The sequence below is a fragment of the Streptomyces galbus genome, from assembly GCF_005280195.1.
GTDB classification, from domain to species: Bacteria; Actinomycetota; Actinomycetes; order Streptomycetales; family Streptomycetaceae; genus Streptomyces; species Streptomyces galbus.
The window spans coordinates 99,865-123,371 of sequence record NZ_SZPR01000013.1; the positions used below are offsets into that span (position 1 = coordinate 99,865).

Sequence of the window (23,507 nt, forward strand, 5' to 3'; positions counted from 1 at the left end):
GACGATCTTCCCGGGACCTCGGCCCGCCGTTCAGCCGACGAAGTACGTCGGGTTCGGCAGCTTGTAGGTCCGGTCGGCGTAGCCGCCCTCGAGGTCGGAGTACTGGTCGCCGACGTTGGCGATGATGTCGTACCCCAGGTCCCGCTCGATGTGCTCGCGGGTGCCGGACTTGTACTGCACGGTCGTGCAGGTCCAGGTGCCCGGGGTGGCGCAGGCGCTCAGGTAGGCGGGCGGGGTGGCCGTGTTCTTCAGGAACATGTGGTCGGCGTCCAGATCGACGTCGACACCGACCTTCTTGAGGTTGGCCACGGCGGCGGAGCGCTGGGCCTCGCTGAGCCCGGAGTTGTAGAAGACCTCGACGCCCTTGGACGCGGCGTAGCGGACGAGTTCCGGGCTGCCGAAGACCGCCGGGCGGTCGGCGCGGTTGACGTAGGCCGCCCAGCTCGCCGAGTTGTAGGTGTAGTTGTAGCGCTTCTCGTAGTCGAGGCTCAGCAGCAGGGTGTCGTCGATGTCGAAGACGACGGCGGGCTTATCGCCCTTGTGCAGCGCCTTGCGGGCTGCCTTGTCGATGTACGCGCGCGCCGCCCGGTCGACGGACGCGAGGTCCTGGGCGTACGGGCTGGTCGGGGAGGCCTGGTACACGCCGTCGGCGTCGGCCGCCGTGCCGTAGTAGGCGTCGATGTCCTTCACCAGCAGCCCGATGTTGTAGGGCTCGTGGGTGGAGTTGGCCGTGGTCTGGCCGGCGGTGGCGGCGCCGGCGCCGTACAGGGCGGCTCCGGCGACGGCACAGGTGGCGGCGATCGCCGCGAGACGCAGTGACTTATGCATGACATGCTTTTCTACGCGCGTCACCCGGCGGACGCGAGACCCGCCGGGCAAAAAACGGGTCAAGCGCCCGCTTGTGCGGCGCGGACTCCCCGGGTCAGGGGCCCTCCGTCCAGGGCGCCCAGTCTCCGAGGTACGCCTCACGGGTCGCCGACACGGCCTGTGCCCGGGTGAGCTGGGGGCGGTTCGCGGGGACGGTGATCACGGCGCCCGGGCCGGTGTTGCGGTACTCGGCGAAGCGCTGGCTCTGCCACGGGTGGGCGCTCGACATGTCGGCGTACGGTGCCACCGCGTCGATGCCGGGGCCGAGGCGGGTCTCGCGCACGGTGAGCATCGGGCGGGCGGTGGTGTCGGAGCTGGGCACCCAGGGGCGGGCCAGCTTGTACGCCGCGTCGGGGGCCGCGCTGCTGATGCGGCCGTGGGTCACCAGGAAGCCGCGCGGGTCGGCCCCGGCGGTCGAGGGGGCGAACACGAATCCGTAGGGCGCCGACGCGAGATCGGTGCGGTCCAGGGTGCGGAAGCGGCAGTGCTCGAAGACGGCGGTGGCCCGGCCGAAGACGAAGTCGACGTCGCCCTCGACGTGGCAGTGGGCGTAGTACTGGCGGGCGAAGGCGGTCAGCGCCGTCGAGTCGGCGTACAGGGTGTCCTGGTGGCCGAGGAACCGGCAGTGGAAGAAGGCGCTGCGGTCGCCCTGGACCTTCAGGGCGACGGCCTGGGTGCCGGTGACGTCCGGGTGGTCGGCGCGCAGCCAGTCGTTGGCGAAGGTGATCCAGCGGGCCGTGAAGCCGTCGGCCTGGACGGTGGTGGTGGCCGAGCCGGTGGTGCCGTACGTGCCGCCGCCGGGCTTGGGGGTGCCGGCCGCGTTGTCGTACACGATCACGACGTCGCGGGGGTTCTCGGAGGCGCCGATCCAGGTCGCCCCGGTGCGCGCGGCGGAGACGGCGACCGTCTCCCGGTAGGTGCCGGGCGCCAGGACGAGCGTCCAGCCGCTGCCGGACGCGGCGGCCACGGCGGCGGAGACGGTGGGGTGGTCGCCGCGGCCGGCGGGGTCGACGTACAGGGTCTGCGGGGTGAGGCGGGCGGCGGGGGACCCGAAGCGGCCGAACGGGCGCCGCCCCGGGCCGGCCCAGGACGGCGCGGCGGTCAGCGCGAGCGCGGCGCCGGCCCCGGCGCTCGCCAGGAGGAAGCGCCTGCGGGAGGACGACGGGTGCGCGGGGGGCGAGGACATGCTGCTGCTCCTTGGTGGAAGGTACGGCCGGGGCGGACGCCTCCGGGGTGGGGAGGCGGTGCGGTCCGCCCCGGCCGGCCGGGGCGGGGCGTCAGCGCAGGCGGCCGGCGCCCGCGCGGTGGTCGACGATCCCGGGGACGGCCCTCGCCGGGTCGACCCTGGTGCGCAGGGCCGGGGTCCAGCCGGCGCCCGGCTGGAGGGTCTCGGCGGGGATCTGCGCGTTGTGCACGGCGATCAGGTCGACGCGCCTGCCGTTGACGTAGTTGTCGTCGGCGGTGACCGGTGAGACGTTCCAGCGCTTGAGGATCTTGCCCGCGGCGACGCCCTCGGGCAGCGTGAACGCGTTGTGCTCGGCGACGAGCTGGGACTCCTTGCCGATGCCGAAGCTGTAGGAGTAGTCCTCGTCCGCCACGAAGTGGTTGTTGTAGGAGTCGACCTGCCCGAACCGCACGCGCGGGGCGCGCTCGACGAGGTTCTCGAACAGGTTGTGGTGGAAGGTCACCTTGAGCTTGCCGCGGTCGCCGGCCGCGGTGGACTCGCTGTCGCTGTTGCCGATGAGGATCGTCTTGTCGTGCTCGGTGAAGACGTTCCAGGAGGCGGTGACGTGGTTCGCGCCGCGGACGATGTCCAGCTCGCCGTCGTGCTGCTGGTAGAGCATCCCGAAGTAGGTGGGCGCGGCGCTGTCGGGGTGGCTGCCGTCGGTGAAGGTGTTGTGGTCCAGCCAGACGTGGGTGGAGCCGTAGACCACGGCGGTGTCGTACTCGGAGTTCCAATTGCCCTTGCTGCCGTCGGTCGGGTCCCACTGGGGGAAGCAGTCGACGGGGCTCTCGAACGTCAGGTTGCGGACGATGACGTTGTCGACGGCCTTGATCTGCAGGCTCGCGCCCTTGAAGCCGGCGCCCCGGCCGACGCCGATGATCGTGGTGTCGGACGGCACGTTCGCCTTGACGGACTGGTCCTGCCGGGCGGCCGAGGCGCGCCGCAGTCCCTCGGGGCTGTCGTCGGGCTCGGCGCTGAGGTCGGTGTCCAGGCCCCAGGTCTCGGGCGCGTACGCGGCCAGGTAGGCGTCGAAGTCGTAGCCGGGTGCGGCGAAGGCGTCGCAGCCCTCGGAGACGGCGTCGATGACGCCCTTCACCTTGATGATCCTGGGCGCGTCGCCGCCGGCGGCGAGGGCGGCCTTGAACTCGGCCCAGGTGGTGACGGTGTACACGTGCGCCGCGTCGGCCACCGCGCCGCCGGTGGTCCCGGTGCCGTACGCCCCCCAGCCGTCCTGGGCGCCCAGCACCTGCCGGGCGGGGTCGCGGGGGTGCGCCTGGGCGGCCGTGCCGGTCAGGGACAGCGCGAGGGCGGCGCAGCCGACCACCGCGGCGGCCCGCGTCATGGCATGCGCATGCCACTTCTGTACGTTCATCGTGTGCGGCTCTCTCTTCTCGGAACGTCTCTGGACTTGCCTGGACGGGGTGTCACTCGCAAGGTGCGGCGGCGGCCGCCCTCACGAGATGCGTGCACGAACCTGCCCCAAGGGGGCGCGGGGAACTGCGCGACAAGCCAGGGGCGGCCCGCACCCCGCGACGAAACAGACCGCCCCCGACGCAACCCGGCACCCGCTCAGCCGGCGGCTAGCCCTGCCGCTTCCACTCGGCCTGCGCCTTGTTGAGCTGGTCGGCGAGCGTGTCCAGGAACTTCTTCGCGCTCATCTTCCCGAGCAGCACCTTCTGGAAGTTCGGCTCGTTGTCCGCCTTGGAGATCGTGTTCCAGTCCGGCAGGTAGTACGGAAGCTGCACGATCGTGGTCGAACCGTCGCTCAGCGCCTGAGCGGCGAGCTTCGTCGGCTCGGACTTCTGCACCCAGGTGTCCTGCGCGGCCTGCGTGTTGGCCGGGACCTGCCCCGCCGACTCGTTGAACTTGGAGTTCTCCGCGCGCGACGCCGCGAACTCGATGAACTTCCAGGCGGCTTCCTTGTTCTCGGAGCTCTTGAACAGACCGAGCCCGTCCACCGGGTTGGAGACCTGGACCCGCTTGCCGTCGGGCTGCGTCGGCAGCGGGATGCCCCGGAACCGGTCGGCGCCGAACGCCTTCACGTGGTCCTGGTAGGACCCGAGGTTGTGGTTGAGCATCCCGATGGTGCCGGAGTCCCACTGCGCGACCATCTTGGTGAAGTCGTTGTTGACGTCGGCGGCCGGGGTGGCCTTCTTGTACAGCCCGGCGTACTTCTCCAGCGCGGCCACGTTCTCGGGGTCGTTGAGGGTGGTCTTGTCGCCGTTCCAGAACGAGGTGATGCCGGACTGCCCGTAGATCGCGTCGAGGGCCTGGGCGATGGAGCCGGCGCCGCCGCGGATGGTGTATCCGAACTCGTTCCTGCCCGTGTCCGTCAGCTCGGCGGCGGCCTTGAAGAACGTGTCCCAGGTGGTCGGCGCCTCCAGGCCGGCCTTCCGGAACAGGTCGGTGCGGTAGTACAGGACGCCGTTGTTGGCGGACGTCGGCACCGAGTACAGCCGGCCGTCGCGGCCGCCCGCGGCCTTCAGCGAGGTGAGCATGTCCTTGTTGAGCAGGCCGTTGAGCGAGGACTTCGCCAGCCGCCCGTCGAGCGGCTCCAGCGCGTTCTGCGCGGAGAACCCGGCGAGCATCGCCGCGCCCACCCCGCCGACGTCGGGCAGGCCGCCGCCCTGGAGGGCGGTGTCCACCTTGGACTGGTACTCGGTGGCCGCGATGCCGACGTACTCGACGTCGATGTCCGGGTGGGCCTTCTCGAAGTCGGCGATGATCTCCTTCCAGACGTCGGTGCGCACACCGCCGTTGTTGTCCCAGAAGACGATCTTTCCCTTGCCGCTGCCCTCGGAGCCCTTGTCGCCGCCGGCGCCGCTGCCGTCGTCCCCGCAGGCGGTGGCGGTCAGGGCGAGCACGGATGCCAGGGCGACGGCCACGGCGGCCCGCCTGCTTCTGCTCATGCTGGTCTTCATTGGTCGGCTCTTTTCTGTGGCGTCGAGTAAGCGCTTGCTGGGCGGATGTGCGTCCGCGCGGCTCCCGTCGGGCGGGCGGGGGTCGGCGGGTTACAGCGGGCGGATCCGGAACCGGGTGAAGACGGCCGCTCCCGCGTGTCCCTCTTCCTCCCCGTGCGCGGGACCGGCGGGGGCGAGGGCGAAGAGGCCGAGCAGGGCCCCGACCCAGCGCCAGGGGGTGGCGGCGAAGACCGGGCCCGACGGCTCGAAGCCCCCGCCGAGGTCGTGGGAGAAGCGGCAGCGGGCGCCCGGGGCCGTCTCGATCCGCAGCCGGACCCGCCCCTCGGGTGCCGGGCGGGAGTGCCCGGCGTCGCGTTCCGCGTCGGCGGCCGGCTCGGCGAACCGGTGCACCAGGCGGACCGTCCCGTCGGTCCCGCGCTGGAGCCCGATCCAGCAGTAGGCGTCCCCGAGGACGGCGAGCCCGGCCCGCGCCCCCGGCTCCCGCGCGGCCAGTTCCAGGTCCACCTCGACGACCGAGGGCGCGCCCGGCAGCCGCTGGGTGAGCACGTGGGGCAGCCTGCGCAGGTCGTGCGCGTCGGACGTGCGGACGCAGGCCAGGCGCAGTCCGTCGCCGGAGTGCCGGGTGGCCCAGCCGGCCCACGGGTTGGCCGTCCACTGCCACTGCCGGCCGTACCGGCCGCCGGGGAAGTCGTCATCGGTGGCGGGCGCGGCGGGCGGCTGCCCGGGCAGGGCGGGCCTGCGGTGGACGAGGACGGGGGCGCCGTCGTCGCCGATCACCGGCCAGCCTCCCGGGCCGTCCCAGCGCATCGGCTGCAGGTGCACCACCCGGCCGTACGCCCCGCGCTGCTGGAAGTGCACGAACCAGTCCTCGCCGGACGGGGTGCGCACCCAGCCGCCCTGGTGGGGCCCGTTGACCTCGGTGTCCTTCTGTTCCAGGACGATGCGCTCCTCGTACGGGCCGAAGAACCCGCGGGAGCGGAAGGCGCCCTGCCAGCCGGTCTCCACTCCCCCGGCGGGCGCGAGGATCCAGAACCAGCCGTCGTGGCGGTAGAGCTTGGGGCCCTCCAGGGTGAACCAGCCGGGGATGCGGTCGGCGTCCACGATCACCGTGCCCTCGTCGAGCAGCGAGGTGCCCTCCGGGTGCATCCGGTGGCCGGTGAGCCGGTTCTTCACGCCCGACCGGGACCTGGCCCAGGCGTGCACGAGGTACGCCTCGCCGGTCTCCTCGTCCCACAGGGGGCACGGGTCGATCAGACCCCGGCCCGCCTTCACCAGGTGCGGGCGGGTCCACGGGCCCCTGGCGTCGTGGGCGTTGACCTGGAAGACGCCGTGGTCGGGGTCGCCCCAGAAGATCCAGAAGCGGTCGTCGTGGTGGCGGATCGAGGGGGCCCACACCCCGCCGTCGTGCCGGGGGCGGACGAACTCCTCCTCCGGTTCGAGGCGTTCGAGGGCGTGGCCGACCAGGGTCCAGTCGACCAGGTTGCGCGAGTGCAGCAGCGGCAGGCCGGGCACGCGGCCGAAGCTGGAGGCGGTGAGGTAGAAGTCGTCACCGACGCGGACCAGGTCCGGGTCGGACCAGTCGGCGTCCAGCACCGGGTTGGTGTACGTCGTCACGTGCCCACCGCCTTGCGCACCAGCGCCGCCGCCCCGCCGCGGTCCAGGCGGCCGTCGACGACGACGGTGACGATCCGGCGTACGGCCGTGTCGCCGGGGGCCACGACCAGCCGCCGCTCGGAGGCCAGCGAGGAGCCGACGCCGGGGTACTCGGCGGTGCGCACGAACCAGGGGTCGCGGCGGGTGGCGTCGGTGGCGCCCGCGAACACCAGGGTCCACCGGTCCGTCGCGAGGGCCAGCCAGTCGGCGGGGCGGCCGTGCACCTCGTCCTCGCCCTCCGCGTCCGGCGTGAAGGCGTCCGGCGCGCGGTCCTCCTTGCGGGCCCGCCAGAAGAACCCGCCGTAGGCCGCTCCGGGGCGCCCGTTGGTGGCGGGGCTGCCGATGGAGAGCGGGCCGGGGGTGACGTTGGTGAGGGAGAAGGTGAGGCCCAGCGCCCAGGCGGCCGCGGTGAGTCCGGTGGCGGCGACGGTCCGGCGCTCGCGCAGCAGCTCCGCCCCGGCGGCGACCCAGCGCAGTTCGGCCACGAAGCCGTCGGGGTCGCGCAGGGGGAAGCCGGTGTGCCGCTGGGCGCCGTGGTTGTCCAGCTCGGTCGGGCCGCGGTCGCGCACGTAGGTGCGTCCGCCCCAGAAGTTGGTCCCCTCGACGTCGGGAACGGCGACACCGGCGCCGAGGTGGTGGGCGTGGTCGGCGGGGGTCAGCTCGGTGACCGTGGTGCCGGCCAGGGTGGTGACGGGGTGCAGGTAGGGGCGGGGCGCGAGCCGGGCGGGCAGCTCGGGCCGGGTGACGTAGCGGGCGACCGGGCGGCCCGCGACGCGCAGCACGGTGACGTCGTCGGTGGTCATCGGGGGCTCTCCTCTCCCGGCGGGTCCGGGACGGGCCGCGTCCAGCCGGCGCCCAGCTCGGAGTACAGGGACAGCGTGTCGGCGGCGGCCGCGACCAGGGCGTCCACGCCGGGCACCACCCGGCGCCGCTCCTCGGGCACGGGGCGCCAGGCGGTGGCGGGCAGCGGGGCGGGGTCGGGGGCGGTGCGGACCGCCTCGACGACCTTCATGAAGGCGCCGGTGGCGTCCGGCGGGACGAGCAGGTCCACGCCGTCGACGAGGTGCTCGACGAGGTTCTCCAGCAGGTCGGTGCGGCCGTGCTCGAACTCCTCGGGGCCGTGGCCGGCGCGCTGGAGCAGCACCCGGTCCTGCTTGTACCAGTGGGTGATCCGGCCGCGGGTGCCGTGCACCAGGACGTACGGCTCACCGGGGTGTTCGGCGCACAGGGTCGCGGCGACGGTGACGTGGTGGCCGGCCGCGGTGGTGACGCGCACGCAGGAGGTGTCGTCGGACTCGATGGCGTTGGCGTGCCACAGCTCGGCCTCGACACCGGTGACGTCCTCGGCGCGGGTGGCGCCGGCGAGGGCGAGGGCGGTGGCGACGGCGTGCGCGAGCGGGTTGGTCAGCGCGCCGTCGACGACGTCGGCGCCGTCCATGCGCCGCCGGCCGGCCCAGGGGGCGCGCCGGTAATACGCCTCGGGCCGGGACCAGGCGCCGGCCCCGCCGACCCCGGTGACCTCGCCGATCGCCCCGTCGGCGAGCAGCCGGCGGATGGCGGGCAGGGCGTGGGAGCCGAGCGACTGGAAGCCGATCTGGCAGGCCACGCCGGCCTTGGCGACCCCGTCGGCCAGGCGGCGGAACTCGGCGTAGGACGGGGCGGGCGGCTTCTCCAGGAGCAGGTGCACGCCGCGGCGGGCGGCCGTGAGCGCCAGGCCGGTGTGGGTCGGGATCGGGGTGCAGACGACCGCGATCCGGGCGCCGGTGGTGTCGAGCAGGGCGCCCAGGTCGGCGGACTGCTCGGGGGTGCCGAGGCCCTCGGGGATCTCGTCGGGGGTGAGCGGGGTCAGCTCGCACAGGCCGGCCAGGCGGACGATGCCCTTGTCCTGGAGGCGGCGGAGGTTGTCCAGGTGCCAGCGTCCGTGGCCGCGTGCGCCGGCCAGCACGACGGGGACCGGCATCTGGGTTGCGCCGCCGCCGCGGTGACGGTTCGTCATCATCCCTTCACCGCCCCCGCGCTGAAGCCGGTGATCAGCCACTTCTGGATGAAGGCGAACACGAGCACCACGGGCACGGCGGCGATGATGCCGCCCGCGGCGAGGGCGCCGAGGTCGACGCTGTCGGCGCTCATCAGGGTGTTGAGGCCGACCGGGATCGTCTGCTTGTCCTGGTTGTTGAGGAACATCAGGGCGAACAGGAAGTGGTTCCAGGAGTGCACGAAGGCGAAGGAGCCGACGGCGATCAGGCCGGGGCGCAGCAGCGGCAGCACGACGATCCGGAAGGCCGTCAGCCGGTTGCAGCCGTCCACCCAGGCCGCCTCCTCCAGGGAGTACGGCACGTTCTTGATGAAGTTGCTGATCAGGATCATCGACAGCGGGAGCTGGAAGACGGTCTCGGCGAGGATGACGCTGCCGAGCGAGTTGATGAGCTGCAGCTTCGCGAAGATCTCGAACAGCGGGACCAGCAGCAGGGCGCCGGGCACGAACTGGGAGCACAGCAGGGCCAGCATGAACCCCCGCTTGACCTTGAAGTCGAAGCGGGCGAGCGCGTAGCCGCCGGCCAGCGCGACCAGGGTCGTCATCACCAGCGTGCACAGCCCGACGAGGACGCTGTTCTGGAAGTAGGTGCCGAAGCTGCGCTCGGTCCACACCTTCTCGAAGTGGTCGAAGGTGACGGGCCAGGGCACCAGCGAGGTGGAGCCGGCCGGGCGCAGCGCGAACAGCACGATCCAGTAGAACGGGACCAGGGTGAAGACCAGGTAGACCGACAGGGGCAGGTAGATGTGCCAGCGGGGCACCTCGTCCCAGGCGCGGTGGCGGGCGGCCGGGCGGGACGGCCCGGGCGTGGCGCGCGCGGGGGCGGGTGCGGCCTGGGTGGCCTCCTCGGTGATCACTTGGACTCACCTCCGAACTTGCTCAGGCGCAGGTAGACCATCGAGCAGAAGAGCAGGATCACGAACGCGACGGTGGTCAGGGCGGACGCGTAACCGAAGTTGTGGGCGTCCACGCTGGTGTTGGCGATGTACAGCGGCAGGGTGGTGGTCTCGCCGGCCGGGCCGCCGCCGGTCAGGGTGTAGAGCAGGTCGACGTTGTTGAACTCCCACACGGCGCGCAGCAGCGTGGACAGCACGATCGCGTCCTTCAGGTGGGGCAGGGTGATGTGCCGGAACTGCTGGAGCCGGCCCGCCCCGTCCACCTCGGCGGCCTCGTACAGGTCCTTGGAGACGGACTGGAGGTCGGCGAGGATGAGGATCGCGAAGAAGGGCACCCCGCGCCACAGGTCGGCGACGACCGCCGCCGGGAAGACGGTGGAGGTGTCCGACAGCCAGCTCGTGCCGTAGGAGCCGATGCCCAGGTCGGCGAGGTAACGGGTGATGCCGGTCTGTGAGTTGTAGAGCAGCACCCAGATCGCGGAGGTCAGCACGCCCGACACGGCCCACGGCGAGAACACCATGGCCCGGCCCAGCGCCCGCCCGGCGAAGGTCTGGTTGACGATGAGCGCGAGCGCCAGGCCGAACAGCAGTTGCAGGCCGACCTCGGCGAGGACCCACTGGGCGCTGAAGGTCAGCGTGTCCCAGAACTGCGGGTCGTTGGTGAAGATGCGCACGAAGTTGTCGAGGCCCGCGTAGCCGTTGCGCCACGGCTTGGTGGGGTTGTAGTGCTGCAGGCTGTAGTAGAAGACGCTGATCACCGGGTAGGCGATGAAGCCCAGCATCAGCAGGGCCGCCGGCGCGATCAGCAGGTACGGCAGTCTGCGCGGGGTGGCGGAGGCACGGCGCCGCCTCGGTGGCGCGGGCGGTCTCGCCACGGCTGCGGCTTGGGCCATGACTGTTCTCCGTTCTCGGTACGTCGTGCGGGAAGCGCTTGCTCCGGTGGCGCGGTGCGGCCGGGCCGGGGGCGGTGCGGGAGCGTGCGGGGCGTGCCGGGGCGTGCGGAGGGGCGGTGCTCAGCCCGCGTACGGGTCCGCGACCCGGCCCGGGCGGGCGAGGAACTCGAAGTCGCAGCCGGTGTCGGCCTGGGTGATCTGCTCGTTGTAGAGCGCGCCGTAGCCGCGCTCGTAGCGGGTGGGCGGCGGCGTCCAGGCGGCGCGGCGCCGCCCGAGTTCGGCGTCGTCCACGTGCAGGTGGAGGCTGCGCGCCTCGACGTCGAGGGTGACGAGGTCGCCGCTGCGCACCAGGGCCAGCGGCCCGCCGACGTAGGACTCGGGTGCCACGTGCAGGACGCAGGCGCCGTAACTGGTGCCGCTCATCCGGGCGTCGGAGATGCGGACCATGTCGCGCACGCCCTGCTTGAGCAGGTGGTCCGGGATCGGCAGCATGCCGTACTCGGGCATGCCGGGGCCGCCCTTGGGGCCGGCGTTGCGCAGCACCAGGACGCTGTCGGCGGTGATGCCGAGCGACGGGTCGTCGATGGTGCGTTGCATGGTCCGGTAGTCGTCGAAGACGACCGCGGGGCCGGTGTGCTTCAGCAGGTGCGGCTCGGCGGCGATGTGCTTGATCACCGCGCCGTCCGGGCAGAGGTTGCCCCGCAGGACGGCCACCCCGCCCTCGGCCGCGACGGGGTTGTCGCGCGGGCGGATCACGTCGTCGTGGTGCACCCGCGCGCCCTCGATCTGCTCGCGCAGGGTGTCGTGGGAGACGGTCGGCCGGTCCAGGTGGAGCAGGTCCGGGATCCGGGAGAGGAAGCCGGGCAGTCCGCCCGCGAAGTGGAAGTCCTCCATGAGGTACGTCCGTCCGCCGGGCCGCACGTTGGCGAGGACCGGGACCGTGCGGGCGATGCGGTCGAAGTCGTCGAGGGTGAGCCGCACTCCGGCGCGGCCCGCCATGGCGATCAGGTGGATCACCGCGTTGGTGGAGCCGCCGAGTCCGAGCACGGTGGTGACCGCGTCCTCGAAGGCCTCCCGGGTGAGGATGTCGCTCACCTTCCGGCCGCGGTGGATCAGTTCGACGACGGTCAGGCCCGCTCGGGCGGCCATCCGGTCGTGCCCGGAGTCGACCGCCGGGATGCTGGACGCGCCGGGCACGGTGACGCCGAGCGCCTCGGCGGCGGCCGTGAGCGTGGAGGCGGTGCCCATGGTCATGCAGTGGCCGGGCGAGCGGGCGAGGCCGCTCTCCAGCTCGGCCAGCTCGCAGTCGCCGATGAGTCCGGCGCGCTTGTCGTCCCAGTACTTCCACATGTCGGTGCCGGAGCCGAGCACCTCGTTGCGCCAGTGGCCCGGCAGCATCGGGCCCGCGGGCACGAACACGGTGGGCAGGTCGGCGGAGGCGGCGCCCATCAGCAGCGCGGGCGTCGTCTTGTCGCAGCCGCCCATGAGCACCGCGCCGTCCACCGGGTAGGAGCGCAGCAGCTCCTCGGTCTCCATCGCGAGCAGGTTGCGGTAGAGCATCGGGGTCGGCTTCTGGAAGGTCTCGCTCAGCGTGGCGACCGGGAACTCCAGCGGGAAGCCGCCCGCCTGCCACACCCCGCGCTTGACGGCCTGGGCGCGGTCGCGCAGGTGGACGTGGCAGGGGTTGATGTCCGACCAGGTGTTGAGGATCGCGACGACCGGCTTGCCGAGGTGCTCCTCGGGCAGGTAGCCGAGCTGGCGGGTGCGGGCGCGGTGGCTGAACGAGCGCAGCCCGTCGGTGCCGTACCACTGGTGGCTGCGCAGGTCCTCGGGGTTCCTTCGGGGCGGTCCGGGTGCGGTCACGACGACCACCCCGCGGCTATGGCGGCCACCTCGGCCCGTTCCGTGTCGGGCAGCAGCCGACTGGGCGGGCGCACGTCCCGGCGGCACAGCCCGAGCGAGGCGAGGGCCTCCTTGACGACGGTGACGTTGTCCGCGCTGCCGTTGGCGGCGCGCAGTTCCTCGAAGCGGCGGATCTGCTCCCAGACCTTCATCGCGGCCGGGTAGTCGCCGGCCCGCAGCGCCTCGATCATGTCGCGCGAGACGGACGGGGCGACGTTGACCAGGCCCGAGGTGAAGCCGGTGGCGCCGGCCGAGAAGTACGAGGGCGCGTACGGCTCGGCGAGGCCCGCGACCCACACGAAGCGGTCCAGGCCCGCGTCGCGGGCGAACGCGGCGAACTTCGCGGCGTCCGGCACGGCGTACTTCACACCGATCACGTTGGGACAGGCGTCGGCGAGCTGGGCGAGGCGGGCGCCGGGGAGCTGGGCGTTGCGGATGTACGGCACGACGCCCAGGTCGGGGACGGCCTCGGCGATGGCGCGGTGGTAGTCGACCCAGCCGCTCTGCGCGACGTAGGGGTGGACGGGCTGGTGGACCATGACCATCCGGGCGCCCAGCTCGCGGGCGTGCCGGGCGGAGGCGACGGCGGTGGGCATGTCGTGGCCGACGCCGACCAGGACGGCGGCGCGGTCGCCGCTCTCCTCGACGGTCAGCTCGGTGACCAGGCGGCGCTCCTCGGGGGTGAGGGCGTAGAACTCGCCGGTGTTGCCGTTGGGGGTGAGGGTGGTGATCCCGGCGTCGAGCAGCCGGCGCAGCAGCGCCCGGTGGGTCCGCCGGTCGACGGAGCCGTCCTCGGCGAACGGGGTCACCGGGATGGCGACCACGTCGGCCAGGGCCGCACGCTGGCTCTCGAACACCACGCTGCTCATTCCTGGCCCTCCTGGTGGGATGCGGGGACGTCCGCCCCGGGGAACGCCCGCTCGACGAAGGACGCGATGTGGGCGTGCAGGGCGCGGGCCGCGCCGTCCGCGTCGCCGGCCAGCGCCAGGCGCAGGATCTCCCGGTGCTCGCCGGCCTCGCGCTCCCAGGAGGGGTCGGCGGCCCAGGCCACGGCGGAGACCAGGGCGGCCTGGTCGCGGACCTCGTCGAGCATCCGGCCGAGCAGCGGGTTGCCGCACGGCACGTACAGGGCGCGGTGGAACTCCCGGTTGGCGAGGGAGCGTTCGGCGGTGTCGGTGGCGTCGTCGGCCCGGGTGAGGGCGTCGCGGGCGGCGTCCAGGGAGGCGCCCCGGCGCACCGCCCGGCGCAGCGCCTCGGGTTCGAGGAGCAGCCGCACGTCGTAGACCTCGCGCGCCATGTCCGCGTCCACCATGCGCACCGTGACGCCCTTGTACTGGCTCATCACGACCAGCCCGGTGCCGGCCAGGGTCTTGAGCGCCTCGCGCACCGGGGTCTTGGAGACCCCGAACTGCGCGGCGAGCTCGGTCTCGACCAGGGCCTGGCCGGGCGTGAGCTGCCCGGTGAGGATGCGGCGTTTGATCTCCTCCAGCACGTACTGCGTACGGGAGGGAATCGGCGTGGGCACAGAGGTCATGCGCGCCTCTCGGAAGTCACGTGTCAGATCTCGGTGTATCTGATCTCGTGTATCGCGTCTCATATATGACGTACGAAGTACGACGCGTTGAAGGTAGGAGGGGGCCCGTGTTTCGTCAATGCTTCCGACACAGAAACCTGGGGCGGCGGCGCGAAGGCGCAGGTGGGGGCGGAAAGAAGGGCCGCCCGCCCCCGGTGGCGGGGACGGGCGGCCCTGGGCGCGCGGGAGCCGGGGCGGTCACGGGGTCCAGTGCGGGTCGCGGCCGCTGAGGCCCACGGCGCGGTCGAGGAGCGGCGCGTCGTCGGGGACGGGGACGGGCGGGCCGAAGGGGCCCTCACCGCCGCCCTGCGCCACCTGCAGCAGGAAGGCGTGGGCCGCCCCGAGCGCGGCCGGGTCGGGGACGTACTCCTGGCCGGTGGCGCGGGCCAGGTCCCAGCCGTGCACGACCAGTTCGTCGGCGGCCACGGCGAAGGCCACCTCGGCGGGCAGGTCGATGCTGCCGGCGCGGGTCATGCCGCTCGTGGCGGCCGGGTCGCGCCAGGCGTCGGCCAGCTCCTCCAGGACCTTGGGCAGCTCCGTGCGCCAGCCGGGCCCGACGTCGGGCAGGCTCGCGTCCGGCCGGGTGTCGGTGGCCGGCCCGAAGTCCTTGCGGGCCGCGTCGCGGAACGCCACCGAGAGGCCGGCCAGGTGCCCCAGCAGATGACGCACCGCGTACTGCGGACAGGGCGTCGCACCGCCCAGCTGGGCGTCCGTCACCCCCTCCGCGAGCCGGGCGACGACCAGCGCCTGCGGTCCGAGGTCGAGCGTCGTGGGGTCGGACATGGGTGCTCCTCCGGGAGACGGGAATCCCTACCGGAGGGTGGACCGCGCGCCTGCCCGGAATTCATCGGTCGTCGCCGGAGGCCCGCCGCGTCAGCCGCGCAGCGCCTCCCGCACCGCCTCCAGGTCCGCGTCCGAGGCCAGGCCCGCGTGGTAGAGGCGCAGCTCCGTCGCACCCAGCTCACGCGCGCGGGACGCGTCCGCGGCGAGGGTGGCCGGGTGGCCCCCCATGCCGGAGACGATCGTGAAGTTGGCCGCGAGGACGGCGTCCGCGCCCGTCTCGGCGAAGGGGGTGAGCAGGCCGGGGCCGCCCGTGCAGGGCACCACCACGCCGTCCGCGACGGACAGCACGTGCGCGGGGTCGACGCCCGCGTTGGCGCCGGTGTGGTGGGTGACCGGGTCGGCGTGCAGCAGCACCTGGAAGCCGTCGGGCGCCGCCGCGCGCACGGCGGCGACGGCCTGCTCCTGCAGGGAACGCGCGGTCGTGTCGCGCCACGCGCGCGTGGCGGCCGCCGTGTCCGGCCCGAGCAGCTTCTCGACCCCCGCCCAGCCCCCGTCGTCCGGCGCCCCCCGCCACAGCGGCTCCAGCGCCTGGCGTACGGCGGCGGCGAGCGCGTCGGCGTCCAGGCCCTGCCCGCCGTAGCCGGCCCGGCAGGCGGCGCAGAAGCACAGGGACATCAGGTAGTGGCCGGCGTCGCCCAGGCCGACCCCGCCGGTCTTGTCGTGGGCGTGCAGGTGCGCCAGCCCGTACCAGCCGAGGGACTCCAGCTCGGTGCCGGCCGCACCGGGGCGCACGGCGGCCTCGGCGGCGAGGTCGACGAGGTACGCGCGCGTGGCGGGCTGGGCGATGCACGGCGCCCAGGGGTAGCGGTCGCCGTAGGCGTTGACCACGGAGGTGTCCGGGTGCTCGGCGCCCAGGCGGGAGCTGTGCGCGAGGACGACCCAGGTGTGGACCTCCAGACCGGCGTCGCCGAGGGCGGCGGCCGCCTCGCCGAAGGCGTCGCCCGGGGCCCAGTCGCCGGCCGGGTGGGGGCGCAGGGCGCGTCCCTCCCAGCGCTCGCCCGGCGGGTACAGGGCGGCCGCGTACGCGGCGGTGACGACGCGGTGGCGGGGGTGGCGGGGGGTCAACGCGCGCGTGGAGTGGTAGGCGGAGGCGAGGGTCACCTGCCGCACGCCGAGCGCGGCGATCCGTGCGGGGGCCTGCGGGTCCCCGTTGACGTCCCAGGGGTAGACGAACGCCGACGCCTTCACTTGTCCTCCGTGCTGTCCTCGTCGAGCAGCGCCTGGCCGCGCTCGATCAGCTGGGCGAGCTGCTTGACGTGGTCCTCGCCCGGCTCGTGCAGCGGCGGCCGCACCTCCCCCACGTCCAGGCCGCGCAGCCGCACGCCAGCCTTGACCAGCGCGACGGCGTACCCGCGGCCCCGGGCGCGCAGTTCGACGAAGGGGCGGTAGAAGCCGTCCAGCAGCCGCCGGGCGGTGGCGTCGTCCCCGGTGTGCAGCGCGCGGTGGAAGGCGAGGGCGATCTCGGGCGCGAAGCAGAAGACGGCCGAGGAGTAGAGCGGGACGCCGAGGGCGCGGTAGGCGAGCTGGGTCTGCTCGGCGGTCGGCAGGCCGTTGAAGTAGAGGAAGTCGCCGGTCACCTCGGTGCGCACGGCGCTGATGACGCGCTGCATCAGGTCGAAGTCGCCCACGCCGTCCTTGAGGCCGACGATCCCTTCGGTGCGGGCGAGTCCGACGACGGTGGCGGGGGTGAACACGGCGTTGTCGCGCTGGTAGACGATCACCGGGAGCGGGGTGGCGGCGGTGACCTCGCGGTAGTGGCGCAGCAGGCCCTCCTGTCCGGCGACCACCAGGTAGGGCGGCAGGGCGAGCAGTCCGTCGGCGCCCGCCGCGTGGGCCAGGCGGGCGTAGCGGACGGCGAGCGCGGTGCCGTAGCCGACGCCCGCGACGACCGGGACGCGTCCGCCGGTGACCTCGACGGCGGCGCGCACGCAGTCCTCGAACTCCTCGGGGGTGAGCGCGTGGAACTCCCCCGTGCCGCAGCAGGCGAAGACGGCCGCCGCGCCCGCCTCGACCCCGCGGCGGACGTGCGCCCGGTAGACGTCCAGGTCGAGGGAGCCGTCCGGGCCGAAGGCGGTGACGGGGAAGAACAACGGCCCGCTGGGCACGGCGAGTCGGGCGGCGAACGGGGCTGGCGTCACGGGCTCTCCCTCGGAGCAGGCGCTGACCGGTGCACGTCTCTGACTGGTGTCCATATTTCTGAACACGGTCACGCTAAGGCGCCCTACCGGGCCGGTCAAGCGGGAAGAACGGCAGGACAGCACTGGCGGGGGCGACCCGTCCGGCACTTGACGGGCCGGGTCCCGCTCCCTAGCGTGTCCACGCATGTGAATGGCGTTTACGCACGCGGCCGTTGAGAGCCGCCCACACCCGTCGACACCCGCTGACACCGGCTGACACCCGCCGAGACCCGTCGACACCCGTCGATCAAGGAGACCCGAGGATGCCCGCTCCGCGCACCGTCCTGCTCACCGGCGCCGCCGGTGGCGTCGGCACCCTGATGCGGGGCCTGCTCCCCGCGTACGGCTACACGCTGCGCCTGCTGGACGTGCGGCCGATCGAGGACGAGCCGGACGCCGTCGTCGCGGACCTCTCGGACCGGGACGCCCTGCGCGAGGCCGTGCGGGGCGTCGACGCGATCATCCACCTCGCGGGCATCTCCCTGGAAGCCCCGTTCGAGAAGATCCTCCGCGCGAACATCGAGGGCACCTACCACCTCTACGAGGCCGCCCGCGAGGAGGGCGTCGGCCGTATCGTCTTCGCCTCCTCCAACCACGCGGTGGGCTTCACCCCCCGCCCCCGGGGCGACGACCCGCTCATCCCGGTCGACACGCCGCGCCGGCCGGACACCTTCTACGGGCTGTCCAAGTGCTTCGGGGAGGACCTGGCCCAGCTCTACTGGGACAAGCACGGCCTGGAGACCGTCTCGGTGCGCATCGGCTCCTGCTTCCCGGAGCCGACCAGCGTGCGGATGCTCTCGGTGTGGATGAGCCCCGCCGACGGCGCCCGCCTGTTCCACGCGGCCCTGACCGCGCCGGACGTCGGCCACACGGTCGTCTACGGCTCCTCCGCCAACACCCGCCTGTGGTGGGACCTGTCGAGCGCGCGGGCGCTCGGCTACGAGCCGCGCGACGACTCCGAACCGTACGCCGAGAAGCTGATCGCCGCACAGGGCGACCTGGACGAGGAGACCGTCTCGCACGCGTACCTGGGCGGCCACTTCGTCAACGACCCGCCGATCTGGCCGTACTGACGACACCTCACCGAAGGGGAGCGACGGGCGGCGCCGCCGTCGGAAGTGACGGAAAACCGTCGCTCCCCGCGGCGGGCGGGCACCGAACGGGCCCGCCCGGCGCGCATCCGGGCACCGAACGGGCCCCCGTGCGGTCCATCCGGGCACCGCACCCGGGCAGCACACCGTCCTGGAAGCTCCGCGGGAGACGACCCGAACCGCACGCCGCGAGTACCGTGACACCCCTCTGAGCAGCCACGAAACCTCCGCCCCCGGTCCGTCCCGACGCCGCCCGCACCCGCGGCCCGCTCCGGGCAGGCCGCCGACCGAACGGGCACACCCGGGCAGTATCACCTCGGCAACAGACCTGGTCGGCGCCGCGCACCCCCTGTAGAACTTCCCCCATGAGCCCACCGAGGGCCCGAACGGGCAACACGGCAGGAGGCGGGGAGTCGGCCATGACCAGGACCGCGGAAGAACGCCAGCGCGAGATCGTACGGGTGGCACGCGCCGCCGGCTCGGTCGACGTCGCCGCGCTCGCAGTCGAACTGGGCGTGGCCAAGGAGACCGTGCGCCGCGACCTGCGCGCCCTGGAGGACCACGGCCTGGTCCGCCGCACCCACGGCGGCGCCTACCCCGTGGAGAGCGCCGGCTTCGAGACGACGCTCGCCTTCCGCGCCACCAGCCACGTCCCCGAGAAGCGCCGGATCGCCACCGCGGCGGCCGAACTGCTCGGCGACGCGGAGACGGTCTTCGTCGACGAGGGCTACACCCCCCAGCTCATCGCCGAGGCGCTGCCCCGCGACCGGCCGCTGACCGTGGTCACCGCCTCCCTGCCCGTGGCGGGCGCCCTGGCCGAGGCCGAGAACACCACCGTCCTGCTGCTCGGCGGCCGGGTCCGCTCCGGGACCCTCGCCACCGTCGACCACTGGACCACCCGGATGCTGGCGGGGTTCGTCCTGGACCTGGCCTACATCGGCGCCAACGGCATCTCCCGCGAGCACGGCCTCACCACCCCCGACCCGGCCGTCAGCGAGGTCAAGGCGCAGGCGATCCGGGCCGCGCGGCGCACGGTCTTCGCCGGGGTGCACACCAAGTTCGGCGCGGTCAGCTTCTGCCGGTTCGCGGACATCGGCACGCTGGAGACGATCGTGACCAGCACGCTGCTGCCGTCGGCCGAGGCCCACCGGTACTCCCTGATGGGCCCCCAGGTCGTCCGGGCCTGAGGCCGCCACCCCCACGTCACCTTCTCCCCTCCGCTGTTCTCTTCCTCCACGTCGTCATGACGTCACGTCCCTATGTCGTCATGTCCTCATGTCCCTACGTCCAGGAGCGATCCATGCGAACCCAGAGCCGACGGAGGCCGCGCGCAATGCTCGCCGCGGCCGCCGCAGGGACGCTGCTCGCCCCGCTGCTCTCCGGCTGCTGGGTCGGAGCGGGCGGGGCCGGATCCGGCGGTGACGCCATCAACGTCCTGATGGTCAACAACCCCCAGATGACCGAGCTGCAGAAGCTGACCGCCGCGCACTTCACCAAGTCCACCGGCATCAAGGTCAACTTCACCGTCCTGCCCGAGAACGACGTCCGCGACAAGATCAGCCAGGACTTCGCCAACCAGGCCGGCCAGTACGACGTCGCGACCCTGTCCAACTACGAGATCCCGATCTACGCCCGCAACGGCTGGCTGCACGCGATGGACTCCTACGTCGCCGGGGACCCGGCGTACGACGAGCAGGACGTCCTGAAGCCGATGCGCGAGTCGCTGACCGCCGACGACGGCAAGCTCTACGGCCAGCCGTTCTACGGCGAGTCGTCCTTCCTGATGTACCGCAAGGACGTCTTCGCGCAGCAGGGGCTGACCATGCCCGCGCACCCCACCTGGCAGCAGATCGCGGACCTGGCCGCGCGGGTGGACGGGGCCCGGCCCGGCATGAAGGGCATCTGCCTGCGCGGACTGCCCGGCTGGGGCGAGGTGATGGCCCCGCTCACCACCGTCGTCAACACCTTCGGCGGCACCTGGTTCGACAAGGGCTGGAAGGCCCGGCTCGACTCCCCCGAGTGGAAGCGGGCCACGAGCTTCTACGTCGACCTGGTGCGCGAGCACGGCGAGTCGGGCGCGGCGCAGTCCGGGTTCGCCGAGTGCCTGAACAACATGACCCAGGGCAAGGTCGCCATGTGGTACGACGCCACGTCGGCGGCCGGTTCGCTGGAGGCGGCCGGCTCCCCGGTGAAGGGCAAGGTCGGCTACGCGCCCGCGCCCGTCGAGCGCACCGGATCCTCCGGCTGGCTGTACACCTGGGCCTGGGGCATCCAGAAGGCGTCCCGCAACGCCGACAAGGCGTGGAAGTTCGTCTCCTGGGCGTCCGGCAAGGACTACGAGCAACTCGTCGGCGACACGATCGGCTGGTCGAACGTCCCGGCCGGCAAGCGCGCCTCGACGTACGCGAACCCCGCCTACGTCAAGGAGGCCGCCGCCTTCCAGCAGATGACCAAGGCGGCCATCGAGGGCGCCCGGCCGAAGGACCCCGGGGTGCAGCCGCGCCCGGCGCCCGGCATCCAGTTCGTCGGCATCCCCGAGTTCACCGACCTCGGCACCAAGGTCTCGCAGGAGATCAGCGCCGCCATCGCCGGCCGCCAGTCGGTCGAGTCCGCCCTGAGGAAGTCCCAGAAGCTCGCCGAGCGCATCTCCGAGGAGTACGAGGGACGATGACCGCCACGACCACGACCCCCCTCAGCACCGCGCCCGTCCCGGCGGTGCGCCGGCCGTCCGCCCGGCTGCGCGCCTGGAGCACCCGCGCCCCGCTGCTGCCCGCCCTGATCTTCATGATCGCCGTGACCCAGCTGCCGTTCGTGGCCACGCTGGTGATCTCCTTCTTCGACTGGAACGCCCTCTACCCCGACGCCCGCCGCTTCACCGGGTTCGACAACTACCACCAGGTCCTCACCGACGCCGACCTGCGCCGCTCGGTGGGCACGACCGTGCTGCTGACCGCGGCCGTGGTGATCGCCAGCCTGGTCCTCGGGCTGGCCCTGGCCCTGCTGCTGGACCGCAGGTTCCGCGGCCGGGGCGTGGTGCGCACGCTGCTCATCGCGCCGTTCCTGGTGGTCCCGGTCGCCGCCGCGCTGCTGTGGAAGCACGTGCTCTACAACCCCGAGTACGGCCTGTTCAACGGCCTGTTGCACTACGTCGGCGGGCCCCAGCCGGACTGGATCTCCCACACCCCGCTGCTCGCGGTCGAGGCGTCGCTGGTGTGGCAGTGGACGCCGTTCATGATGCTCATCCTGCTCGCCGGACTGCAGAGCCGCGACCCCGAGCAGATCGAGGCCGCCCGGGTGGACGGCGCGAGCGACTGGCAGATCTTCCGCCACCTGACGCTGCCCCACCTGCGCCGCTACCTCGAACTCGGCGCGCTGCTCGGCTCGATCTACATCGTGCAGAACTTCGACGCGGTCTTCACGATCACGTCGGGCGGCCTGGGCACCGCCAACCTGCCCTACACCGTCTACCAGAGCTTCTACCAGGCCCACGAGAACGGCCTCGCCTCGGCGGCCGGCGTCCTGGTGGTCATCGGCTCGCTCGTCATCGCGACCCTCGCCCTGCGCGTGGTGTCGTCCCTGTTCCGCGAGGAGGTGTCGCGCGCATGACCGCGACGACCGTACGCCGGGGCGGTCTCGGCCTGCTGGCCTGGCTCGCCGGGATCGTGTTCTTCCTGCCGATCGCCTGGATGGCGCTGACGTCGTTCCACTCGGAGGCCGACGCGGCGACCAACCCGCCCTCCTTCACGGCCGCGTTCACCCTGGACGGCTACCGCGAGTTCTTCGGCACCGGCGGCGGCGCCAGCCCCTGGCCGGCCCTGCTCAACTCCGCGGTGGCGTCGGTGGCGTCCACGCTGCTGGTGCTGCTGCTGGCCCTGCCGGCGGCGTACGCGCTGTCGATCCGGCGGGTGCGCAAGTGGACCGACGTGCTGTTCTTCTTCCTGTCCACGAAAATGCTGCCGGCCGTGGCGGGCCTGCTGCCGGTGTACCTGTTCGCGAAGAACGCCGGGATGCTCGACAACATCTGGCTGCTGGTCGTCCTGTACACCTCCATGAACCTGCCGATCGCGGTGTGGATGATGCAGTCGTTCCTCGCCGAGGTGCCCGTCGCGGTGATCGAGGCGGCCCAGATCGACGGCGCCCGCCTGCCGACCGTGCTGGCCCGCGTGGTCGCGCCCATCGCGCTGCCGGGCATCGCCGCCACCTCGCTGATCTGCTTCATCTTCAGCTGGAACGAACTGCTGTTCGCCCGGGTCCTGACGGGCGTGGTCGCCGAGACCGCCCCCGTCTTCCTGACCGGCTTCATCACCAGCCAGGGCCTGTTCCTGGCGAAGGTGTGCGCCGCGTCGCTCGTCGTCTCCCTGCCGGTGCTCGCCGCGGGGTTCGCCGCCCAGGACAAGCTGGTCCAGGGCCTGTCGTTGGGAGCCGTGAAATGAAGGCCGCCGTCATCGAGTCCGTGGGCCGTGCCGTGGTCACCGAGGTGCCGGACCCGACGCCCGGGCCGCGCGACGTCGTCGTGGAGGTCGCCGCGTGCGGCCTGTGCGGCACCGACCTGCACATCCTGCAGGGCGAGTTCGCGCCGAAGCTGCCGATCGTGCCGGGCCACGAGTTCGCGGGCGAGGTGGTCGGCGTCGGCACCCAGGTCACCGAGGTCGCGGTAGGCGACCGGGTGGCCGTGGACCCCTCCCTGTACTGCCACGAGTGCCGCTACTGCCGCACCGGTCACAACAACCTGTGCGAGCGGTGGGCCGCGATCGGTGTGACCACGGCGGGCGGCGCGGCCCACTACGCGGTGGCCCCCGTCGCCAACTGCGTGAAGCTCCCCGAGCACGTGCGCAGCGAGGACGCGGCGCTGATCGAGCCGCTGTCGTGCGCGGTGCGCGGCTACGACGTGCTGCGGTCCCGCCTCGGCGCCCACGTGCTGATCTACGGCTCGGGCACGATGGGCCTGATGATGCTGGAGCTGGCCAAGCGCACCGGCGCGGCGAGCGTGGACGTGGTCGACGTCAACCCGGAGCGGCTGCGGACCGCGCGCCGCCTCGGTGTGACGGGGTCGGCGACCGGCGCGGACGAGCTGGAGCGGCCGCAGGGCTGGGACGTCGTGGTCGACGCCACCGGCAACGCGGCCGCCATCCAGGACGGCCTGGGACGGGTGGCGAAGGCGGGCACGTTCCTGCAGTTCGGCGTGGCCGACTACGCGACCCGGGTCACCATCGACCCGTACCGCATCTACAACCAGGAGATCACCATCACCGGCTCGATGGCCGTGCTGCACAGCTTCGAGCGCGCCGCGGAGCTGTTCGCGAACGGGGTGCTGGACCCCGACGTGTTCATCAGCGACCGGGTGCCGCTGGAGCGCTACCCCGAGGCCCTGGAACAGTTCGCGGCGGGCGTCGGCCGCAAGATCGTGGTGGTGCCGTAGGGGCCCGTTCGC

Annotated in this window: 21 protein-coding genes; 6 read left to right on the plus strand and 15 right to left on the minus strand. The window is 72.9% G+C overall.

Going from position 1 to position 23,507, the window contains the following annotated elements; all coding sequences use genetic code 11:
- Window positions 1-30: 30 nt before the first annotated feature.
- From E4U92_RS16805 to E4U92_RS16875, 15 genes are all read right to left on the minus strand, one after another.
- On the minus strand, window positions 31-828 hold the full coding sequence (locus E4U92_RS16805; protein ID WP_137301235.1) for an HAD family acid phosphatase: 798 nt from the start codon (window positions 826-828) through the stop codon (window positions 31-33).
- A 94-nt stretch (window positions 829-922) separates the two neighbouring features.
- Entirely contained in the window at window positions 923-2,053 is a 1,131-nt protein-coding gene (locus E4U92_RS16810; RefSeq protein WP_137301236.1) for a pectinesterase family protein, read from the minus strand.
- 91 nt (window positions 2,054-2,144) lie between these two features.
- The gene (locus E4U92_RS16815; RefSeq protein ID WP_137301237.1) at window positions 2,145-3,464 is read right to left on the minus strand and encodes a pectate lyase family protein; all 1,320 of its coding nucleotides are present in this window, start codon (window positions 3,462-3,464) and stop codon (window positions 2,145-2,147) included.
- Between the two features lie 208 nt (window positions 3,465-3,672).
- Complete coding sequence (locus tag E4U92_RS16820) at window positions 3,673-5,013, minus strand: ABC transporter substrate-binding protein (protein WP_137301238.1); 1,341 nt, start codon at window positions 5,011-5,013, stop codon at window positions 3,673-3,675.
- A gap of 90 nt (window positions 5,014-5,103) precedes the next feature.
- On the minus strand, window positions 5,104-6,627 hold the full coding sequence (locus E4U92_RS16825; protein ID WP_137301239.1) for a glycoside hydrolase family 43 protein: 1,524 nt from the start codon (window positions 6,625-6,627) through the stop codon (window positions 5,104-5,106).
- Window positions 6,624-7,469 (minus strand): DUF6807 domain-containing protein, encoded by an 846-nt coding sequence (locus tag E4U92_RS16830; RefSeq protein ID WP_137301240.1) that lies wholly within the window; start codon window positions 7,467-7,469, stop codon window positions 6,624-6,626. Before E4U92_RS16830 ends, E4U92_RS16825 begins: the two co-directional genes overlap by 4 nt.
- Window positions 7,466-8,662, minus strand: coding sequence for a Gfo/Idh/MocA family protein (locus E4U92_RS16835; protein WP_422070797.1), 1,197 nt, complete (start codon window positions 8,660-8,662; stop codon window positions 7,466-7,468). The genes E4U92_RS16830 and E4U92_RS16835 overlap by 4 nt, the downstream gene beginning before the upstream one ends.
- Window positions 8,662-9,558 (minus strand): carbohydrate ABC transporter permease, encoded by an 897-nt coding sequence (locus E4U92_RS16840; RefSeq protein WP_137301241.1) that lies wholly within the window; start codon window positions 9,556-9,558, stop codon window positions 8,662-8,664. Before E4U92_RS16840 ends, E4U92_RS16835 begins: the two co-directional genes overlap by 1 nt.
- The gene (locus E4U92_RS16845; protein WP_137301242.1) at window positions 9,555-10,490 is read right to left on the minus strand and encodes a carbohydrate ABC transporter permease; all 936 of its coding nucleotides are present in this window, start codon (window positions 10,488-10,490) and stop codon (window positions 9,555-9,557) included. The genes E4U92_RS16840 and E4U92_RS16845 overlap by 4 nt, the downstream gene beginning before the upstream one ends.
- Before the next feature lie 120 nt (window positions 10,491-10,610).
- Window positions 10,611-12,353, minus strand: a complete 1,743-nt coding sequence (gene araD / locus E4U92_RS16850) for an L-arabinonate dehydratase (RefSeq protein WP_137301243.1) — start codon at window positions 12,351-12,353, stop codon at window positions 10,611-10,613.
- Entirely contained in the window at window positions 12,350-13,261 is a 912-nt protein-coding gene (locus tag E4U92_RS16855) for a dihydrodipicolinate synthase family protein (protein ID WP_137301244.1), read from the minus strand. Before E4U92_RS16855 ends, araD begins: the two co-directional genes overlap by 4 nt.
- Window positions 13,258-13,926, minus strand: a complete 669-nt coding sequence (locus E4U92_RS16860) for a GntR family transcriptional regulator (RefSeq protein WP_137301245.1) — start codon at window positions 13,924-13,926, stop codon at window positions 13,258-13,260. Before E4U92_RS16860 ends, E4U92_RS16855 begins: the two co-directional genes overlap by 4 nt.
- Window positions 13,927-14,163: 237 nt before the next feature.
- A complete protein-coding gene (locus E4U92_RS16865; protein ID WP_137301246.1) occupies window positions 14,164-14,748 on the minus strand; it encodes a TIGR03086 family metal-binding protein in 585 nt (194 codons plus the stop codon).
- A gap of 90 nt (window positions 14,749-14,838) precedes the next feature.
- Window positions 14,839-15,996: a hypothetical protein gene (locus tag E4U92_RS16870; RefSeq protein ID WP_137301247.1), complete on the minus strand. Its 1,158-nt coding sequence runs from the start codon at window positions 15,994-15,996 to the stop codon at window positions 14,839-14,841.
- Window positions 15,993-16,946, minus strand: a complete 954-nt coding sequence (locus E4U92_RS16875) for a 5-dehydro-4-deoxyglucarate dehydratase (RefSeq protein ID WP_137301248.1) — start codon at window positions 16,944-16,946, stop codon at window positions 15,993-15,995. The genes E4U92_RS16870 and E4U92_RS16875 overlap by 4 nt, the downstream gene beginning before the upstream one ends.
- Window positions 16,947-17,248: 302 nt before the next feature.
- Here E4U92_RS16875 and E4U92_RS16880 point away from each other — a divergent pair, with 302 nt between their 5' ends.
- The 6 genes from E4U92_RS16880 (at window position 17,249) to E4U92_RS16905 (ending at window position 23,495) form a co-directional block, all read left to right on the plus strand.
- A complete protein-coding gene (locus E4U92_RS16880) occupies window positions 17,249-18,058 on the plus strand; it encodes an NAD-dependent epimerase/dehydratase family protein (RefSeq protein WP_137301249.1) in 810 nt (269 codons plus the stop codon).
- 437 nt (window positions 18,059-18,495) lie between these two features.
- Window positions 18,496-19,263 carry a DeoR/GlpR family DNA-binding transcription regulator gene (locus tag E4U92_RS16885; RefSeq protein WP_137301250.1) on the plus strand — a complete coding sequence of 256 codons (768 nt, stop codon included), beginning with the start codon at window positions 18,496-18,498 and terminating at the stop codon, window positions 19,261-19,263.
- Window positions 19,264-19,376: 113 nt separating this feature from the next.
- Window positions 19,377-20,747: an ABC transporter substrate-binding protein gene (locus E4U92_RS16890; RefSeq protein ID WP_137301251.1), complete on the plus strand. Its 1,371-nt coding sequence runs from the start codon at window positions 19,377-19,379 to the stop codon at window positions 20,745-20,747.
- Window positions 20,744-21,682, plus strand: a complete 939-nt coding sequence (locus E4U92_RS16895; protein ID WP_137301252.1) for a carbohydrate ABC transporter permease — start codon at window positions 20,744-20,746, stop codon at window positions 21,680-21,682. Before E4U92_RS16890 ends, E4U92_RS16895 begins: the two co-directional genes overlap by 4 nt.
- Window positions 21,679-22,509, plus strand: a complete 831-nt coding sequence (locus E4U92_RS16900; RefSeq protein WP_137301253.1) for a carbohydrate ABC transporter permease — start codon at window positions 21,679-21,681, stop codon at window positions 22,507-22,509. The genes E4U92_RS16895 and E4U92_RS16900 overlap by 4 nt, the downstream gene beginning before the upstream one ends.
- On the plus strand, window positions 22,506-23,495 hold the full coding sequence (locus E4U92_RS16905; protein ID WP_137301254.1) for a zinc-dependent alcohol dehydrogenase family protein: 990 nt from the start codon (window positions 22,506-22,508) through the stop codon (window positions 23,493-23,495). The genes E4U92_RS16900 and E4U92_RS16905 overlap by 4 nt, the downstream gene beginning before the upstream one ends.
- The last annotated feature ends 12 nt before the right edge of the window (window positions 23,496-23,507 follow it).

Excerpts from the sequence above, each read along its gene's own strand:
- E4U92_RS16900 (WP_137301253.1), top strand. The coding sequence starts at position 21,679 with ATGACCGCGACGACCGTACGCCGGGGCGGTCTCGGCCTGCTGGCCTGG.
- E4U92_RS16855 (WP_137301244.1), bottom strand. The coding sequence starts at position 13,261 with ATGAGCAGCGTGGTGTTCGAGAGCCAGCGTGCGGCCCTGGCCGACGTG.
- E4U92_RS16810 (WP_137301236.1), bottom strand. The coding sequence starts at position 2,053 with ATGTCCTCGCCCCCCGCGCACCCGTCGTCCTCCCGCAGGCGCTTCCTC.
- E4U92_RS16880 (WP_137301249.1), top strand. The coding sequence starts at position 17,249 with ATGCCCGCTCCGCGCACCGTCCTGCTCACCGGCGCCGCCGGTGGCGTC.
- E4U92_RS16805 (WP_137301235.1), bottom strand. The coding sequence starts at position 828 with ATGCATAAGTCACTGCGTCTCGCGGCGATCGCCGCCACCTGTGCCGTC.
- E4U92_RS16885 (WP_137301250.1), top strand. The coding sequence starts at position 18,496 with ATGACCAGGACCGCGGAAGAACGCCAGCGCGAGATCGTACGGGTGGCA.
- E4U92_RS16860 (WP_137301245.1), bottom strand. The coding sequence starts at position 13,926 with ATGACCTCTGTGCCCACGCCGATTCCCTCCCGTACGCAGTACGTGCTG.
- E4U92_RS16845 (WP_137301242.1), bottom strand. The coding sequence starts at position 10,490 with ATGGCCCAAGCCGCAGCCGTGGCGAGACCGCCCGCGCCACCGAGGCGG.
- E4U92_RS16865 (WP_137301246.1), bottom strand. The coding sequence starts at position 14,748 with ATGTCCGACCCCACGACGCTCGACCTCGGACCGCAGGCGCTGGTCGTC.
- E4U92_RS16890 (WP_137301251.1), top strand. The coding sequence starts at position 19,377 with ATGCGAACCCAGAGCCGACGGAGGCCGCGCGCAATGCTCGCCGCGGCC.
- E4U92_RS16905 (WP_137301254.1), top strand. The coding sequence starts at position 22,506 with ATGAAGGCCGCCGTCATCGAGTCCGTGGGCCGTGCCGTGGTCACCGAG.
- E4U92_RS16815 (WP_137301237.1), bottom strand. The coding sequence starts at position 3,464 with ATGAACGTACAGAAGTGGCATGCGCATGCCATGACGCGGGCCGCCGCG.
- E4U92_RS16835 (WP_422070797.1), bottom strand. The coding sequence starts at position 8,662 with ATGACGAACCGTCACCGCGGCGGCGGCGCAACCCAGATGCCGGTCCCC.
- E4U92_RS16895 (WP_137301252.1), top strand. The coding sequence starts at position 20,744 with ATGACCGCCACGACCACGACCCCCCTCAGCACCGCGCCCGTCCCGGCG.
- E4U92_RS16830 (WP_137301240.1), bottom strand. The coding sequence starts at position 7,469 with ATGACCACCGACGACGTCACCGTGCTGCGCGTCGCGGGCCGCCCGGTC.
- E4U92_RS16820 (WP_137301238.1), bottom strand. The coding sequence starts at position 5,013 with ATGAAGACCAGCATGAGCAGAAGCAGGCGGGCCGCCGTGGCCGTCGCC.